The following is a 15442-nucleotide window of genomic DNA, read 5'->3' as shown; positions in this document are numbered from 1 at the left end:
GCCGTGGCAGGCACGCGGCCTAGTACCAATGCGGGCTTCTGGCCTGCCACTGGTCCCAGGCGTTGCACGGCGATCCGTAGGCCGAGGAGATGTATGCGAGGCCCCAGTTGATCTGCGTGTTCGCGTTTGTACGCCAGTCGGCGCCCGCTGTGGCCATCTTGTAGCCAGGCCATGACTGCGGAATGCCGTACGCGCCGCTTGACGGGTTGTAAGCGTTCGCCCGCCAGCCTGACTCACCAGTCCAGAGGCTGACCAGGCAGCTGAACTGGTCGCCGCCCCAGCCGTACGCGCCGATGGCGCCACGCGCATACGCCTGCGCAGCCGCAGGGTCGACGACAACACCGGTCGTGTCGATGTAGACCGTGCCGTCAGACGAACTGCTCGATTGTGCGGCGAGCGCAGCCTGCTTTGCAACGCCGGCGTAATAGCTCTTCTCCACACTGGCCTCCGTGTTGTTCAACGCCGCGGCCTGCGCATACAGGGTGGCGCTGATCGTCTGCTGTTTCGCCAGTTCAGCGTCGGCGGCGGCCTGCGCAGCCTGGGCCGCCGCGAGCTTCTGTGCAGCGGCCACCGCGAGCTGGTCACGCAGTTGCTTGGCGATCCGTGCCTGCTTGGCCGTCGCATCCGCCACGTTCTGCTGCTGGGCGGCGCGCGATCGCAGCTGGGAACTCTGGCCGGAGAGTTGATCCATCGCGCCGAGTTTGCCCAGCAGGTCTTGCGCTGTCGGCCCGCTCAACAGGAGTTGGGTCGTGTAGTCGGTGCCGCCGGAGATGTAGAGCTGCGACACGTATTGGCCGAATCGCTTGCGAGCCATGGTTGCGGCTTGCGCGGCGCCCGTCGACTGTGCCTGCAGGTTGTCCGCGCGCACGGTGGCCGCATCGAGGGCGTTCTTTGCAACGGAGTACTCCGCGGCCTTCTGCAATTCGGTGGCTGCCGCCGCATCGGCGGAGGATTGAAGTTGGGCGACCAAGGCTGTGATCCTGGCGACTTCTGCCTGGGCGGCCGCGGCGTTGGCTTTCGCGGCCTGCACGTCGTTCCAGCTCGGATAATCGTCGGCGTGGGCAGGCACAGCAAGCGTCAGGATGAGCGCGATGGCGCTGGCTAGCGCGATCCAGCCGGTTCGTCGCCGCACGATAAAGCTCCTCAGCACGATTGTGGACGTTCTTCAGGATAAGCAGACGACGCCCCCCTGCCGGGGGCGACACTCGCATCCGGCGAATCGGAGATCGCTTGAATCGAAGATTCAATAAATTGAAGATCTAAGGATTCGATTGCCAAGCTCGGCCGTGTCGCGTTGACTGAGCGAGTGACTCCGCTCCAGTTCCGTATCCTGCTTGTCGCCATTCTGGCTTCGTTCGTCGCCTTTCTTGATGGTTCGGTCATCAACGTGGCGTTGCCGGCGATCGACAGGGACCTCGGTGGTGGGCTCGCGCTTCAGCAGTGGGTTGTGGACGCGTATCTTGTGACCCTCGGTTCGCTGATTCTTGTTGCGGGGTCGCTATCCGACGTGTTCGGCAGGCGACGCGTGCTGCGCGCCGGATTGATCGGTTTCGCCGTCACCTCCCTTGCCTGTGCCCTGGCGCCGAGTGGCGTGTTCCTCATCGCCGCACGCGCGGCACAGGGCATCGCGGGCGCCCTGCTCGTGCCGAGTTCGCTCGCGATCATCATCTCGACGTTCCATGGCGCCGAACAGTCGAAGGCGATCGGGCGCTGGACCGCGTGGACCGGAATGGCGGCAATCGCCGGGCCGATCGTCGGTGGACTGTTCGTCGACCTGTTGTCGTGGCGCTTCGTGTTCGCCATCAACCTGCTGCCCATCGCCGTCACCCTGTGGCTGATGGTCGGGACCGGGCACGATGAAACGCGGCCGGGCGGTCGCGTCGACTACCCCGGTGCTGTGCTCGGCGCGCTCGGGCTCGGAGCGGTTGTCTTCGCCCTGATCGAACAGGGCCAGTACGGCTGGAGCGCGCCCCACGTGTGGATCAGCCTCACGCTCGGCATTCTGGCGATGGCCGCGTTCTTCGTCGTGGAGGCGCGCTCATCGCATCCGATGCTCTCGTTCTCGATCTTCCGCGTGCACAACTTCTGGGTCGGCAACCTGTCGACCGCAGTGATCTACGGCGCGTTGTCATTCGGCCCATTCATTCTGGTGCTCTATCTGCAGCAGGTGGCCGGCTTCAGCGCGACGGAGGCCGGGATCGCAATGATCCCCGCCACACTGCTGATGCTGGCGTTTTCGGGTCTGTTCGGCTCCCTCGCCGGCAAACATGGCCCACGGTTCTTCATGGCGGTTGGACCGGCGGTTGCCGCGCTCGGCTTCCTCTGGATGATGACGATGGGCCAATCCGTCGTGTACTGGACGCAGCTTCTGCCGGGGGTGCTGCTGTTCGGGTTCGGGCTCTCGCTCACCGTCGCACCGCTGACCTCCGCAATTCTCGGTGCAATCGATCCGGCGGATGCTGGAATCGGCTCCGCGGTCAACAACGCGGTGGCTCGCGTGGCCGGGCTCGTGACAGTGGCGTTCGCGGGCATCCTCATCGGGGGTGCACTGGATCACGCCGGCATGCAACGCGCGATGCTCGCCACCGCGATCCTGATGTTTGCAGGGTCGGCGATCTCGGCCATCGGCATCCGCAACCCGCAGTCGGTTCAGGCCGTCAGCGACTGACCGGAGAGCGCAAGCATCGCGACATCGATCAGCGCACCCGCCATCACCAACCGCATCAGCGTCCGCGAACTTCTAGCACGCGCAATGAGAACGATTCCCCACACGGCGATGGCAAATGTGGCAGCCATGCCGATCCAGCCGATCAGCCGAGGCGGTAGTCCCGGCGCCAACCCGAGCAGGATGCCGGCGGCGGCCAGCGCCGCGAACGCGAGTACACCCGAAGTTGCTCGGCCAAGCCGATGGGGGAGACCGCGCACGCCGGTGCGGCGATCATCGTCGAGGTCGGGCAGCACGTTGGTGAAGTGCGCGGCGACGCCCAGCAACGCGCCGACGATCATCACCCACGGTGCAGCGAACGCGGGACGCTCCTGGCCGAGCGTGGCAACGGCAGGCAACAGCCCGAAACAGACGATGTAAGGAAGCACGGAGTACACGGTCGACTTCAGCCCGAGGTTGTAGCTCCAGCCGGCGACAACGCCGAGCAAGTTCGCGGTCGCCGCCAGGGGGCCGAGCAGCAGCGAGAGCACGATGGCGACTGCGAGCGCGGTGAATGCGGCCGCACGGACCGCACCGGCAGAGATCGCGCCGCTGGCGACGGGCTTGTCCGTTCGGTGCACCGCGACGTCACGCGCGCTGTCGATCCAGTCGTTCGACCAGCCGATCGACAGTTGCCCGGCGCCAACAGCAGCTGCCAGCAGAACGAGCCGGGCCGGTGGGTATCCGAGCGCAATACCGAGCACGATTGCAACGGCGGTGACGACGGCACTCGGGCCAGGGTGGCATGCGAGCAACAGCGCTCTGACCCTTTTCGGCATGTTCATTATCGTATTCGAGTCGGACCACACCGCGGTTGTCAAGAAGTTGCACACGGCCGCAAGAAGTTGCGTAGCATGGTCTCATGTCAAAACGCCTCGCAGAAGTTGCGCGCAAGGTCGGCGTCAGTGAAGCAACGGTCAGCCGCGTGCTCAACGAGAAGCCTGGCGTTTCCGACGCCACCCGCAAGGCCGTTCTGACGGCGCTGGACGTGCTCGGCTACGAGCGGCCCACCAAGTTGCGCGGTGGCCGCGCCCGGTTGGTCGGCCTGGTGCTTCCGGAGCTGCAGAATCCGATCTTCCCGGCATTCGCCGAGGTGATCGGCGGCGCACTCGCGCAGAACGGCTACACCCCGGTGCTCTGCACCCAAACCGCAGGAGGAATCACCGAGGCGGACTACGTCGAGCTGCTATTGCAACAGCAAGTTTCCGGGGTGGTGTTCGTCGGTGGTGCATACGCGCAACGCGATGCGTCGCACGACCACTATCGGCGCTTGTCCGAACTGAAGCTCCCGACCGTGCTGGTGAACGCACCGGTGAGGAGTCTTCGGTTCGCCACAGTGTCGTGCGACGACGCCGTGGCAACGGAACAGGCGATGAATCACCTACGCCAGCTGGGACACACACGGCTCGGATTCCTGCTTGGCCCGCGCGACCACGAGCCGTCTCTGCGCAAACTCGCAGCCGCACGCAGTATCGCGGCGGGCTGGGGTGTCGTGCTGGACGACGACCAGATCACGACCTCGCTGTATTCGCTCGAGGCCGCCCAGGTGGCGGCGTCGCGGCTGCTCGCGGCAGGGGTCACGGCGATCGTCTGTGCGAGCGATCCGATGGCGCTCGGCGCGATCCGTGCAGCACGGCGGGCAGGCCTGAGTGTTCCGCGAGACGTCTCGATCATCGGCTACGACGACTCCGCCCTGATGAATTGCACGGAACCGCCGCTGACGACCGTGCGGCAGCCGATCGAGACCATGGGCAAGATGATCATTGAACTGCTGATCCGGCAAATCTCAAGCGACTCGGCGAGCGCAGACGAGTTTCTGTTCGAACCCGAGTTGGTCGTACGCGGATCGACGGCGCCGTTGCGCGCATAAGTGCAGCGCAACTCGATGCTCGATTGCGCAATTTAACGCAAGAGAATTACTCTTTGTTTAGTTCTTGCGTCATTTCGTCGAGAACTGTACTTTCGCTGTGTGAGCCTCTCGATGCTGAAAGCACTGCCGTCGCCGAGCCGCGCTGACCCGTTGTGGTGGCGCGACGCGGTGATCTACCAGATCTACATCCGCAGCTTCGCGGATGCCAACGGAGACGGCACCGGAGACCTCGCCGGAGTGCGCAGTCGACTGGGCTACCTCAAAGACCTCGGAGTCGACGCAATCTGGTTCAACCCGTGGTATGTGTCGCCCCTGGCCGACGGCGGATACGACGTCGCAGACTATCGGCAGATCAATCCAGCGTTCGGAACCCTGGAAGAGGCAGAGGCGCTGATCACAGACGCGCTCGAGCTCGGCATCCGCACCATCATCGACGTCGTTCCGAATCACGTGTCAGCCGAACACCCGTGGTTCCGCGAGGCGCTCGCGGCCGGACCGGGTTCGCCGGCACGACAACGCTTCTGGTTTCGCCAGGGGCTCGGCCCAGACGGCAATGAGATGCCGAACCACTGGGTGTCGAACTTCTCGGGCGACACCTGGACGCGGACCACGAACCCCGATGGAACACCGGGAGAATGGTACCTGCACCTGTTCACGCCGCAGCAGCCCGACCTCAACTGGAATCATCCGGATGTACGACGAGAACACGAGGACATTCTGCGATTCTGGTTCGACCGTGGTGTCGCCGGCGTCCGCATCGATTCGGCGGCCCTTCTTGTCAAAGACGCCGCGTTGCCGGAGCTGTCAGACACACCTGGTCCAGGGGAACACCCCAACCAGGATCGCGACGAACTCCACGATATCTATCGTGGCTGGCGGGCCGTTGCAGACAGCTACCCCGGTGCTCGGGTGCTGGTCGGCGAAATCTGGTTGCCGGATATCGACCGGTTCGCCAAGTATCTGCGAACAGACGAACTGCACACGGCATTCAACTTCGACTTCTTATCCAGACCCTGGGATGCGCGCGAGTTCCGCGATTCCATCGACGAGACTCTGCGCGCGCACGCCCCGGTCGGGGCACCGTCGACCTGGGTGCTGTCCAATCACGACGTGACCCGGCCGGTGACCCGTTACGGGCGCGACGACACGTCGTTCTCGTTCGCGAAAAAGCGCAGAGGCACGCCGACCAACCTGACCATCGGGCAGCGCCGGGCGCGTGCGGCAGCTCTGCTGACCGCGGCACTGCCCGGATCGCTCTACATCTACCAGGGCGACGAACTCGGTCTGCCTGAGGTTGAGGACATTCCCCTGGATCGCCTGCAGGATCCGATGCACTTTCGGTCAGGCGGCATCGACCCCGGCCGAGACGGATGCCGCGTTCCGCTGCCGTGGCGGGGCATCCACCCCCCGTATGGTTTCAGCCCGATGGGCGCCGAGAGCGCACCGTGGCTGCCACAGCCGGCCGCATGGGCGCGTCTCACGGCTGAGGCGCAACTGAGCAACACCTCATCGATGTTGTGGCTGTACCGGGAGGCGCTCCGAATCCGGCGACAGAATCCGGCGCTCGGTGACGGCCCATTCGCGTGGATCGACAGCGACACCGACGTGCTCCAGTTTCGGCGCGGGCCTCGATTTCTCAACGTGACCAACCTTTCAGCGCACGGCGTGGCGCTGCCCGAACATGTCAGCATCCTCCTTTGCAGCAATCCACTCGAGAACGGATTACTGCCCCCAGACTCCACGGCATGGCTACGAACACAGCAGGAGCCGCCGGAGAACCGCGACGAACGCACCACTCAGTCGCGAACGCCCCACCAATAATCCCGATACGAAAAAACCCGATACGAAAAAACCCTGTACAAATCCCTGTAGAACATCGAAAGGAATATGACGATGACGTCACGCAGAAAGGCCATAGCGATCGCAACCGTTGCGCTCGCTAGCGCCGCACTCCTCAGCGGGTGCAGTAGCGGCGGCAGCGACAGCAGTGGAACGGTCAATCTTGTCGTCGCCCCTGTGCTGCCTGGATCGACCGCTGACGCCCTGACCGCGCTCGCGGCACGGGTCAAGGAATTCGAGAAGCTGAATCCGACGATCAAGGTGAAGGCGATCGAATATCAGTGGACCGGCACGACTTTTGCGGCTGAGCTCGCGGGTGGAACCCTGCCTGATGTGTTCAACGTGCCGTTCACAGATTCCAAGACCCTCGCGAACAACGGCCAGCTGGCAGACATCACCAAGCCATTCAACGAGACCAGCACGGCGAAGAAGTGGAATCCGAATGTGCTCACCGTTGCCACCGGCAACAACGGCAAGATCTACGGCATCCCCTGGGGTCCGTACGCCATGGCGTTGTCATACAACCGGGACCTGTTCACCAAGGCCGGCCTCGACCCGAACAAGCCTCCGACGACTCTTGACGAGATCCGGCAGGATGCCAAGATCATCTCGCAGAAGCTTCCAGGCGTCGCAGGCTACATGCAGATGACGACGGGCAACACCGGCGGGTGGGAGCTTTCGACGAACACCTACTCGCTCGGCGGGCGGCTGGAGACGGTCGGTTCGGGCGGCAAGGTGACGGTCAACACCGACAATGCTCAGACCAAGCAGGCGCTGAGCTGGTTGCATGACCTGCGCTGGAACGACAACTCGATGGGCAGTAACTTCCTGTGGGATTGGAGTGGAATCAACCAGGGCTTCGCCTCAGGCAAGATCGCGATGTACATGAGCGGTTCGGATGTCGTCGGTTCGCTCATGCAGGCCAACGGTGTCGATCCGAGCACGTATGGGGTGACCACCTTCCCGGTCGACTCGTCGAACGCGAATGCCGGAATCCTCTCCGGCGGCAACGTCGACGTCGTCAACGTGAAGGACACGCCTGCGCAAATCGCCGCCTCCGTCAAGTGGATCGACTTTTACCGCACCCAGCCGAGCGTGGACAAGTCGGCCGCCGTGTCGAACGCGAAGACCCTTGCCGCAGGCAAGCAGGCTGTTGGTGCTCCGACCCTGCCGGTGTTCGACAAGGCCACCTGGCAGCAGAATCAGCAGTGGATCGCGCCATACGTGAACGTGCCGGTGAGCAACGTGAAGCCGTTCACCGATGGAATCTGGAATCAGAAGATCGTTCCGGAGCCCTCCGCACACACGCAGGATCTGTACGCAGCGCTGGATTCGGTCGTTCAAGCCGTTCTCACCCAGCAGAATCCGAACGTCGACACCCTGCTGAAGGGCGTCGATACTAAGATCCAGGCGCTGATCGACGCAGACAGCAAGTAGTAGCCCGGCTGCGGCATTCGGGCCGCTGGAGCACACCTCCGGCGGCCCGTGGCCGCATCCCGACCGAAGGACGACGACACAATGGCTGTCTCGACGACTTCCCCCACACGCTTCGGGGCAAGCGATCCCGATGCCGCCCCTCGAACGGGTGCGCCGGTGACGCGAGCGACGCGGCACCACAACCCGATCACGTGGGTACAACGCGGCGGGCTGACCACGCTGCTGTTCCTGTTGCCACTGCTGATCATCTTCGGTGTCTTCTCATGGAACCCGATCGTGCAGTCGGTGATCATGAGCTTCCAGAAGACCAACCTGGTGACGCCCGCGGTGTTCGTCGGCTGGGACAACTTCGTCGCGGTCTTCAACGATCCCGTGTTCTGGCTCGCGGTGCGCAACACCGGCTATTTCGCGCTCCTGGCGCTCTTGTTCGGCTATCCGCTCCCGCTGGTCGTCGCCGTGCTGATGAGCGAAGTCAAACGGATGAAGGGACTGTACAGTGCGCTGGCATATTTGCCGGTGATCATCCCACCGGTCGTCGCCGTGCTGCTGTGGAAGGTTTTCTATGACGCAGGCCCGACCGGCGTCTTCAATAGTATTCTCGGCCTGTTCGGCATCCCCCCGCAGCCCTGGATCCAGTCTGTGACGACAGCAATGCCCTCCCTCGTGCTGCAGGCGACGTGGGCAGGAGCCGGTGGCGCCATCATCATCTATCTTGCGGCGCTGACCTCCGTCTCACCGGAACTCCATGACGCGGCCGAGGCCGACGGCGCCGGCATCTGGACGAAGATCTGGCATGTCACGTTGCCGCAGTTGCGCGGCATCTTGTTCATCACGTTGATTCTGCAGATCATCGCAACCACACAGGTGTTCCTTCAGCCGTATCTATTCACCTCGGGCGGGCCGGTCAATTCGACGACGACGATTCTGCTGTTGATCTATCAGTATGCGTTCACCAACAGTCTCGGGGGAGCCTACGGAGAGGCGACCGCGCTGAGCCTGATGCTGGCGATCTTCCTCGCCGTGCTGTCGATCGTGTACTTCCGAGTCACGGCAAGATGGAGTGACAATTGACCACCAGCTTTCTGAACGCAGAACCGCCCGGCGGCCCAAGCATCGCGAACGGGCGCGGGCGCACGCATCGGCGCGTCGACCGGCGCAGGAGCGGGGCCGGCGCGCCGGAGCCGGATCGCGGCATCCTGTCGACCACGGACTGGCGCCGGCCGCCGATCCGCGTACTCGGCGGCGGTCTGCACGTCGTGCTGCTGATCCTGCTGATCATCGCCGGCCTGCTCCCGCTGCTGTGGCTGCTGAAATCAGCTGTGACTCCAACGCAGGACACACTGACGCAGCCGCTTGCCTTGTTCCCGCACGGGATCGATTGGTCCAACCTCTCGAAGGCCTGGAACGATGTGCACATCGGTGATTTCTTCTTCAACACGATCGCGATGGCAGCAGGAGAGTGGGCCGTGCAATTGCTGGTCGCAACGACCGGCGGCTTCGTGCTGTCTGTGCTGAGGCCAAAATATGCGAAGTTCGTCAGCGGGCTGGTGCTTGCCACCCTGTTTGTTCCCGCTGTCGTATTACTCGTGCCGCTCTATCTGACGATTCTGCACCCACCGGTGATCGGCGTCTCGATGATCAACACCTACTGGGCAGTCTGGCTGCCTGCGGGGGCGAGCGCCTTCAATGTGCTGTTGGTGATGCGGTTCTTCGACAGTTTGCCGCGGGAGGTGTTCGAGGCCGCCCAGACCGACGGGGCAGGCACCTTCCGGCTCTTCTTCTCGGTCGTGCTGCCGATGTCGAAGCCGATCCTCGGTGTCGTTTCCGTTTTTGCGATCACGGCGGCCTGGGCGGATTTTCTGTGGCCGAATCTGGTGCTCACCGACATCTCCGTGCAGCCGTTGTCTGTGCGATTGCCGCAGATCCAATCGAGCACCGATCTCGGCGTCTACCTGGCTGCCCTGGCGATCGCTACACTCATCCCGGTTGTCATCTTCCTGATCTTCCAACGCACCTTCCTGAGCGGAGGCGGCTTAGGCGGCGCCGTCAAGGGGTAACACGGCAACGGGATACGATTTGCGTCATGCGCACTCCCCGAACGGGCACGGCACCAGCGCTGCGGCTGGCAGCCTCTGTTGTGCTACTCGGCCTGTTGGCCGGCTGCGGCGGAGTTGCCAAGTCGACTGAGCACAGCGCAGTCTCGCCCACCCCGACGGCGAGCCCGACCGTGACCCCTGCGCCGCGCGATCCGATCGCGGAGGCGGCCGAGGAACGCTTGGCGAACATGACTCTGCCGCAAAAGGTGGCCAGCCTGCTGATGCTGCACGCGCCCGGCACAGACGCCGCAGCGCTGCGCGCCTTCGTCGACCAATACGGGCTGGGCGGGCTGATCCTGATGGGCGACAACATTCCGTCGTCACCGGGCGCCCTGCTCGCGCAAACGCAAGCGATCAGTGCTGATCCGGCGCTTCCTGTGCTTCTCGGTATCGACGAGGAAGGCGGAGACGTCACGCGTCTTCCCTGGGACACTGCGCCCGGCGCCGACGCGCTCAAGAGCCTCGCGGTGCCGGCGACGACGGATGCTTTCAGCCAGCGGGCGGCGTTCCTCCAGCAGGCTGGTGTAAGCGTGAATTTCGGGATTGTCGCGGATGTCACCGCGGACACGAACTCGTTCATCTACGACCGTGTGCTCGGAACGAACCCGGCGGATGCCTCCGCTCGCGTCGCTGCCGCGGTGACAGCAGAGCGGGGAAAAGTCCTCAGCACGCTCAAACATTTTCCCGGCCATGGTGAGACCGAAGCAGATTCGCATCGCACGATTCCGACGACGGCCCTCTCCCTTGCCAACTGGAGCGTGCGGGATGCGCCGTCGTTCGCGGCGGGCATCGCTGCCGGAGCCCCGATCGTCATGTTCGGCCACCTCGTCTACAGCGCGGTCGATGCTCAGCCGGCCAGTCTGTCCGTGCGCTGGCACGAGATTCTGCGTCAACAACTCGGGTTCGACGGAATCACCATCACCGACGACCTGCGAATGCTGCAGGACACCGGGCTGCCTCAGTATCAGAACCCTTCTGAGAACGCGATCGCGGCGCTCGCCGCCGGTAACACAATGCTCCTGTTCGTAACCGGTGCGAGTGTTGCGCAAGACGGCATCGATCCGGCCCGAGTGATCGCAGACATCGTGGCGGCGGTTCAGTCCGGGCGGATCTCCCTGCGTCAACTCGATGAGGATGCCCGCATGTTGCTGCTCGCCCGGTTGACGCTCGGTTCGGCGCAGCATTGATGACGGCCCTAACCGGAGCTTCCGACGATCTCCTCGTGAATGCGGCGCAGGTCCTCCAGCAGAGAGCCGAGCAGCACCCAGTGCTGTGGGTGTGGTGTCGTGATGATCAGCGGTGCGGTCAATTCCAGGTCCTCTGGTTCGATCGGTGCCCCGGCGGCAGGCTGCGCCGCCGCGGCCGTCGCCTCCGTCGCGTGCGCGGCGATCAGCCGCAGATCGTGCGCGGCCCGCGATAGTTCGTCTGCGATCGCCTTGACGGTCGGCTCAGAGCGCAGGCTGTCGTCATAGTGGTCGTGCACGGCGCGCGTCATGCCGAGGGCGCGCGTCACGAGTGCTGGCATCCGGGCGAACAGCTCTTGTTCGCCGCCGAGCGTTCGCTTGTGCTTGGAACCACGCGGGTTGAACGTCAGGCTTTCCTCAGCCTGGGTCAGCGTCGTTTGCGCCCTGACCTGCATGGGACGCAGCAGCCGCGCGGTCAGCAGCATTTCGGCGAGTTCGGCCGTGGTCTGCGGCGCGACGAGAGCGCCGGCAAGACGCTCGAGCGTTGCGGCGAGCTCCTCGGTCAGCGCTCGCACGGCATCCTGTGCCGGGGCCAGCAGGATCGGAGCGACGATCACCAGATTGACAATGATCGCGATTGCGGCCCCGATCATTGTCTCAATGATGCGATTGAACGCGTAATCCGGATTCGTCGCGCCGATCGAAAGCACCAGCATCGCACTGATCGGCACCTGATTGGCGGTGCCGACGGTCAGTCGCAGTGCCCAGGCGATGAAAATCGCAACCACGATCGCGAGAAGCACCGCCCAGCTGCTCCGGCCGAAGACCACGATGACGACGTAGGCGACCAAGACGCCGACGATCACGCCGATCGTACGCTCGACGGCCTTGCCGAACGACTGGTTCACGCTCGGCTGCACGACCAGAAGCGCCGCGATCGCGGCAAACACCGGCACCTGTTCCGGGAGGAGGGCCGAGGCGATTAGCCATGCTGCGACGGTGGCCACGGCGGCTTTCGCGGTCTGCAGGAAGGGCACGCGGGATGCGGCGCGCAGTGCCTGGGCGAATTTCACCTCTTCAGGGTAGCCGTGGCCCAGGCGGCTCAGGGGGCAGCGCTAGCTCAGTCGGCCCGATAGTGAAGGAACCTAGTGGCGGACGACTGGAACGCTGTCTGTTCTCGAGCGCTCAACATCGTGAACGGATCGACGGTGAATCCTGCCGCTCCCGTGGCGGTGGGTCGCTGCCAGGTGCCGACCGCGCGACCTCGAGAAAGGATCGTGGGCCGGAAGATGCCGTTGCCGCCGGGGATCAGTCGCGCCGCGAATTCTGCGTCCACCACAGGCGAGCGGTCTTGATAGCCGAGGACATACTCATCGAAACCCGGCAGCGCGTGCACCGAATTGTCGGCGCGTCCGGCGGCCACAACGGTATCGGGCAACGCCGCCGGCACCAGATAGCGGATGCCGTTGCACTCGAGGTCGGCGATTTCAGCACCGGCCGCAGCCCGAGCGGTGCGGGCTTGCGCCACCGTGAGATTCGTCCACCACACGAAGTCTTTCACAGTTGCCGGCCCGTGCCCTGCAAGATATCCGACGAGGAACCGAGTCAACGCGGCCTCCTCGCTCAGTGGCAGCGGATTCGGTACCCACTCCTGCAGCAGCACCAACGCTTGCTGGTTGGCGTCGGGCGGGCCCCAAACCAGGGTTCCTGTCTGCGCCAGGAAATAGATCAGGTGGTATCCGCGCTGGCCGTCCGTCGCAATGCCGGCCTGTTCGAACGCCCGCAGCGCGCCGGCGCGATTCAACCGTTTGCCTCCGCACAAGGCATCGACCATCACCGCACGCGCGCGTTCGAGGGTGTCCTCACCGAGTCCGAGCTGGCTGCGGCGGGTCGCGGTGCGTGCAAGCATCCGCGGTGTGGTGAGTTCGAGCATCCAACCAAGTTCGCGGGCGGGAACGATATGCAGTGTTCCGCGCATCGGCCAGGATCGCACCAGCGCACCGGAGGAGAACGCCGCCGCGACGTCGTCCGCCCTCGCCGCTGCGGTGCGGATTCCCAGCCCCCAGCCCGCCTGTCCGAGGTCCTGCGCCTGCACGGCGAGCATCCGGTGTGCGACCGCTTCGACCGAAGCCGCCGGCTCACCGGTCAAGCCGTGCGCCTGCAGGCGAAAGCGCAACAGGTCGGCCGCGGACACCTTAGTCGCCATCGACTCAGTCCAGCACGCCGCGCGCGGTCAATTGATCCAGCAACCCGGCGCCGTCCGGTGCGTAAACCCAAGGAACATCACCGGAATCGGCGTGTTCCTGGGCGTTCGAACGCCCGCCCGCCCACACTGCCTCGCTGGTGGAGAGTTGCCGGATGGCGACGGCGGCCACACTGTGCGGATTGTTGCGCTCGAACTCACTGTAGAGGCTCTCGTCGTGCTGCCCGTCGTCACCGACGAGCAGCCAGCGCACTCGAGGGAACTCTTCGGCGAGACGCGCGAGACTGGCGCGCTTGTGCTCTTGGCCGCTGCGGAACCATCGATCGTGCGTCGGGCCCCAATCGGTCAGGAGCAGCACGCCGGCGGGAAACAGGTTGCGGGAAAGAAAGCGAGTGAGTGTCGGAGCAACGTTCCATGCGCCTGTTGACAAATAGATCATCGGGGTGCCCGGTGTTCCCGAGGTCAGGCGTTCCAGAAGCACGGCCATGCCGGGCGTCGGCACCCGGGCGTGCTCGTCGACCACGAAGGTGTTCCAGGCCGCCAGCAGCGGCCTGGGCAAGGCCGTGACCATGACCGTGTCGTCGACGTCGGAGATCACACCGAACCGCGTCGAGGGATCCACCACGAAGATCGGTGCCTGCGATGTTCCGCCGGAGTCCGATGCCCTCATCACGGCCGTGTGCCAACCCGGCGACAATTGAACGGGGATCACTTCGTCGATCACGCCTCCGCGGTCTGGATGCACGCGGTGCAGTTCACCGCCGATCGTCACCTCGACGACGACATCGGCCACGGGAACGCTCGTGAAGCTGCGCCAGCCGCGAACACTCTCCTCGCGTTTGCGGTATTTGCGTTCGGCGCGACTACCGGCTCGAGGCTCTTTGACCAACACGACCCGTCCAAGCACGCGCACCCACGAGGGCCCCCCGTAGCCCGCATACGGCACGATCGTCGACAGATAGCCGTGTTTTCGTGCGCGGCGCGCGCGAAAATCGTGGAAAGCATCCTCAATGCGCGCAGCGCGATGCACGACGGGCGCCGCAGCGGGCTCGTGATTGTGCGGGGCGGCAGGCATTACGCCAGTCTTTCATGAGTCAACCTGTGCGAACGAATGCGGTCCGCGCGGTGCTCGGTTGCACACTGACGGCGCGGAAGCTGGGCATTCAAGCCATTCCCGTTCTAAGATCGCAACAGTGCGTTGGAAGCTGCGCGGCATAAGGGGTGCCGACAGCGATGGCCAGCGCGTGCCCGCAAAGGAGCAATCGTTCGTGCAATTACATGACCTACTCCCGGAGAACGACAAGAAGTCCAACCTGCTGGTCCGAACAGAACCGGTTCAGGGAAGAAGTGCTGCTCGCATTGACGCGTTGTTGGATGCCGCAGCTTTTGTTGTCGACGAAACCGGCATTGATCGACTGACGACGGCGATGGTTTCCGAACACGCCGAAGCGTCGATCGGCACCGTGTATCGCTATTTTCCGGATCGGATCGCGCTGCTTCAAGCCCTGAGAGATCGCGCGGAGGGACGCTACCGGCTTGCGGTCGTCGCAGAGATCAGACGTGCAAAACCGACGAACTGGTGGGGTGCGGTCGAGTGCGCCCTTGTCGCATTCGCTCAGATGTATCGCACAGAGCCCGGATTCCGAATCATCCGATTCACCGATGTCGCGCGTGCGGCCGCCGAGCCAGATCCGGAGGCGCGCCCCGACTTCTTCGCGGAACGATTCGGAGAGATCCTTGCGGACGAGTACGGGCTCCCCGCCGGCGAGGAACTGACATTCCATCTCGGCATCGCTGTGCAGATCGGTGATTCGCTGATCACGCAGGCGTTCGCGGTCGACCCGGCGGGGGACGAACGCATCCTTGCTGAGGCACAAGCAGTCGTGCACAGCTACTTGGCCGGGTACTACGACGGAGTGCCCGCAGCAGGGTAGGTGTCTGCCGGCAAAGAAATTCGGCTGATCGGGAATGTCTGTGGTGGCTGCGAGGATTACACCAAGTGACGGATTGGGCTTGCCAATCAGGTCAAATGCTGTTTAGTTGAAGCTGTTTAGTTGAAGCGGTTCGTTGAAACTGCTTAGTTGCACTGATGGCGCGTGTCGATTCGAA

Annotated in this window: 13 protein-coding genes; 8 read left to right on the top strand and 5 right to left on the bottom strand. The window is 64.1% G+C overall.

Features of this window, described 5'->3' with window-relative positions; translation table 11 throughout:
• Nucleotides 1-19: 19 nt before the first annotated feature.
• Nucleotides 20-1132, bottom strand: coding sequence for a coiled-coil domain-containing protein (locus tag QU604_RS11890; protein ID WP_308464845.1), 1113 nt, complete (start codon nt 1130-1132; stop codon nt 20-22).
• A gap of 174 nt (nt 1133-1306) precedes the next feature.
• Between QU604_RS11890 and QU604_RS11885 the strand changes: the two genes are divergently transcribed.
• A complete protein-coding gene (locus QU604_RS11885) occupies nt 1307-2668 on the top strand; it encodes an MFS transporter (RefSeq protein WP_308464844.1) in 1362 nt (453 codons plus the stop codon).
• On the opposite strand, the gene QU604_RS11880 is transcribed toward QU604_RS11885, so the two are convergent.
• Nucleotides 2650-3483: a UbiA family prenyltransferase gene (locus QU604_RS11880; protein WP_308464843.1), complete on the bottom strand. Its 834-nt coding sequence runs from the start codon at nt 3481-3483 to the stop codon at nt 2650-2652. The two genes, QU604_RS11885 and QU604_RS11880, sit on opposite strands and share 19 nt — an antisense overlap.
• Before the next feature lie 83 nt (nt 3484-3566).
• On the opposite strand from QU604_RS11880, the gene QU604_RS11875 reads away from it, so the two are divergent.
• The 6 genes from QU604_RS11875 (at nt 3567) to QU604_RS11850 (ending at nt 11133) form a co-directional block, all read left to right on the top strand.
• Nucleotides 3567-4574 (top strand): LacI family DNA-binding transcriptional regulator, encoded by a 1008-nt coding sequence (locus QU604_RS11875; RefSeq protein WP_308464842.1) that lies wholly within the window; start codon nt 3567-3569, stop codon nt 4572-4574.
• Nucleotides 4575-4685: 111 nt separating this feature from the next.
• Complete coding sequence (locus tag QU604_RS11870) at nt 4686-6395, top strand: glycoside hydrolase family 13 protein (RefSeq protein WP_308468912.1); 1710 nt, start codon at nt 4686-4688, stop codon at nt 6393-6395.
• Nucleotides 6396-6467: 72 nt separating this feature from the next.
• Nucleotides 6468-7850, top strand: coding sequence for an extracellular solute-binding protein (locus QU604_RS11865; protein ID WP_308464841.1), 1383 nt, complete (start codon nt 6468-6470; stop codon nt 7848-7850).
• An 81-nt stretch (nt 7851-7931) separates the two neighbouring features.
• Complete coding sequence (locus QU604_RS11860) at nt 7932-8921, top strand: carbohydrate ABC transporter permease (RefSeq protein WP_308464840.1); 990 nt, start codon at nt 7932-7934, stop codon at nt 8919-8921.
• Nucleotides 8918-9907: a carbohydrate ABC transporter permease gene (locus tag QU604_RS11855; protein WP_409349962.1), complete on the top strand. Its 990-nt coding sequence runs from the start codon at nt 8918-8920 to the stop codon at nt 9905-9907. Before QU604_RS11860 ends, QU604_RS11855 begins: the two co-directional genes overlap by 4 nt.
• 26 nt (nt 9908-9933) lie before the next feature.
• Nucleotides 9934-11133, top strand: a complete 1200-nt coding sequence (locus tag QU604_RS11850) for a glycoside hydrolase family 3 N-terminal domain-containing protein (protein WP_308464839.1) — start codon at nt 9934-9936, stop codon at nt 11131-11133.
• 8 nt (nt 11134-11141) lie between these two features.
• On the opposite strand, the gene QU604_RS11845 is transcribed toward QU604_RS11850, so the two are convergent.
• From QU604_RS11845 to QU604_RS11835, 3 genes are read right to left on the bottom strand one after another with little or no spacing between them, the layout of a single operon-like run.
• Nucleotides 11142-12203, bottom strand: a complete 1062-nt coding sequence (locus QU604_RS11845) for an FUSC family protein (RefSeq protein ID WP_308464838.1) — start codon at nt 12201-12203, stop codon at nt 11142-11144.
• A gap of 47 nt (nt 12204-12250) precedes the next feature.
• On the bottom strand, nt 12251-13336 hold the full coding sequence (locus QU604_RS11840) for a winged helix DNA-binding domain-containing protein (RefSeq protein WP_308464837.1): 1086 nt from the start codon (nt 13334-13336) through the stop codon (nt 12251-12253).
• A 4-nt stretch (nt 13337-13340) separates the two neighbouring features.
• Entirely contained in the window at nt 13341-14408 is a 1068-nt protein-coding gene (locus QU604_RS11835) for an App1 family protein phosphatidate phosphatase (protein ID WP_308464836.1), read from the bottom strand.
• A 193-nt stretch (nt 14409-14601) separates the two neighbouring features.
• Here QU604_RS11835 and QU604_RS11830 point away from each other — a divergent pair, with 193 nt between their 5' ends.
• Entirely contained in the window at nt 14602-15267 is a 666-nt protein-coding gene (locus QU604_RS11830) for a TetR/AcrR family transcriptional regulator (protein ID WP_308464835.1), read from the top strand.
• Nucleotides 15268-15442: the final 175 nt, after the last annotated feature.

The sequence above is a fragment of the Rathayibacter sp. SW19 genome, assembly GCF_030866825.1.
Classification (GTDB): Bacteria; Actinomycetota; Actinomycetes; order Actinomycetales; family Microbacteriaceae; genus Rathayibacter_A; species Rathayibacter_A soli.
This window is presented reverse-complemented; position numbering and strand designations above follow the sequence as displayed.

Coding starts and splice junctions, on each gene's coding strand:
- QU604_RS11880 (WP_308464843.1), bottom strand. CDS start 3,483: ATGCCGAAAAGGGTCAGAGCGCTGTTGCTCGCATGCCACCCTGGCCCG.
- QU604_RS11875 (WP_308464842.1), top strand. CDS start 3,567: ATGTCAAAACGCCTCGCAGAAGTTGCGCGCAAGGTCGGCGTCAGTGAA.
- QU604_RS11870 (WP_308468912.1), top strand. CDS start 4,686: ATGCTGAAAGCACTGCCGTCGCCGAGCCGCGCTGACCCGTTGTGGTGG.
- QU604_RS11865 (WP_308464841.1), top strand. CDS start 6,468: ATGACGTCACGCAGAAAGGCCATAGCGATCGCAACCGTTGCGCTCGCT.
- QU604_RS11860 (WP_308464840.1), top strand. CDS start 7,932: ATGGCTGTCTCGACGACTTCCCCCACACGCTTCGGGGCAAGCGATCCC.
- QU604_RS11850 (WP_308464839.1), top strand. CDS start 9,934: ATGCGCACTCCCCGAACGGGCACGGCACCAGCGCTGCGGCTGGCAGCC.
- QU604_RS11840 (WP_308464837.1), bottom strand. CDS start 13,336: ATGGCGACTAAGGTGTCCGCGGCCGACCTGTTGCGCTTTCGCCTGCAG.
- QU604_RS11835 (WP_308464836.1), bottom strand. CDS start 14,408: ATGCCTGCCGCCCCGCACAATCACGAGCCCGCTGCGGCGCCCGTCGTG.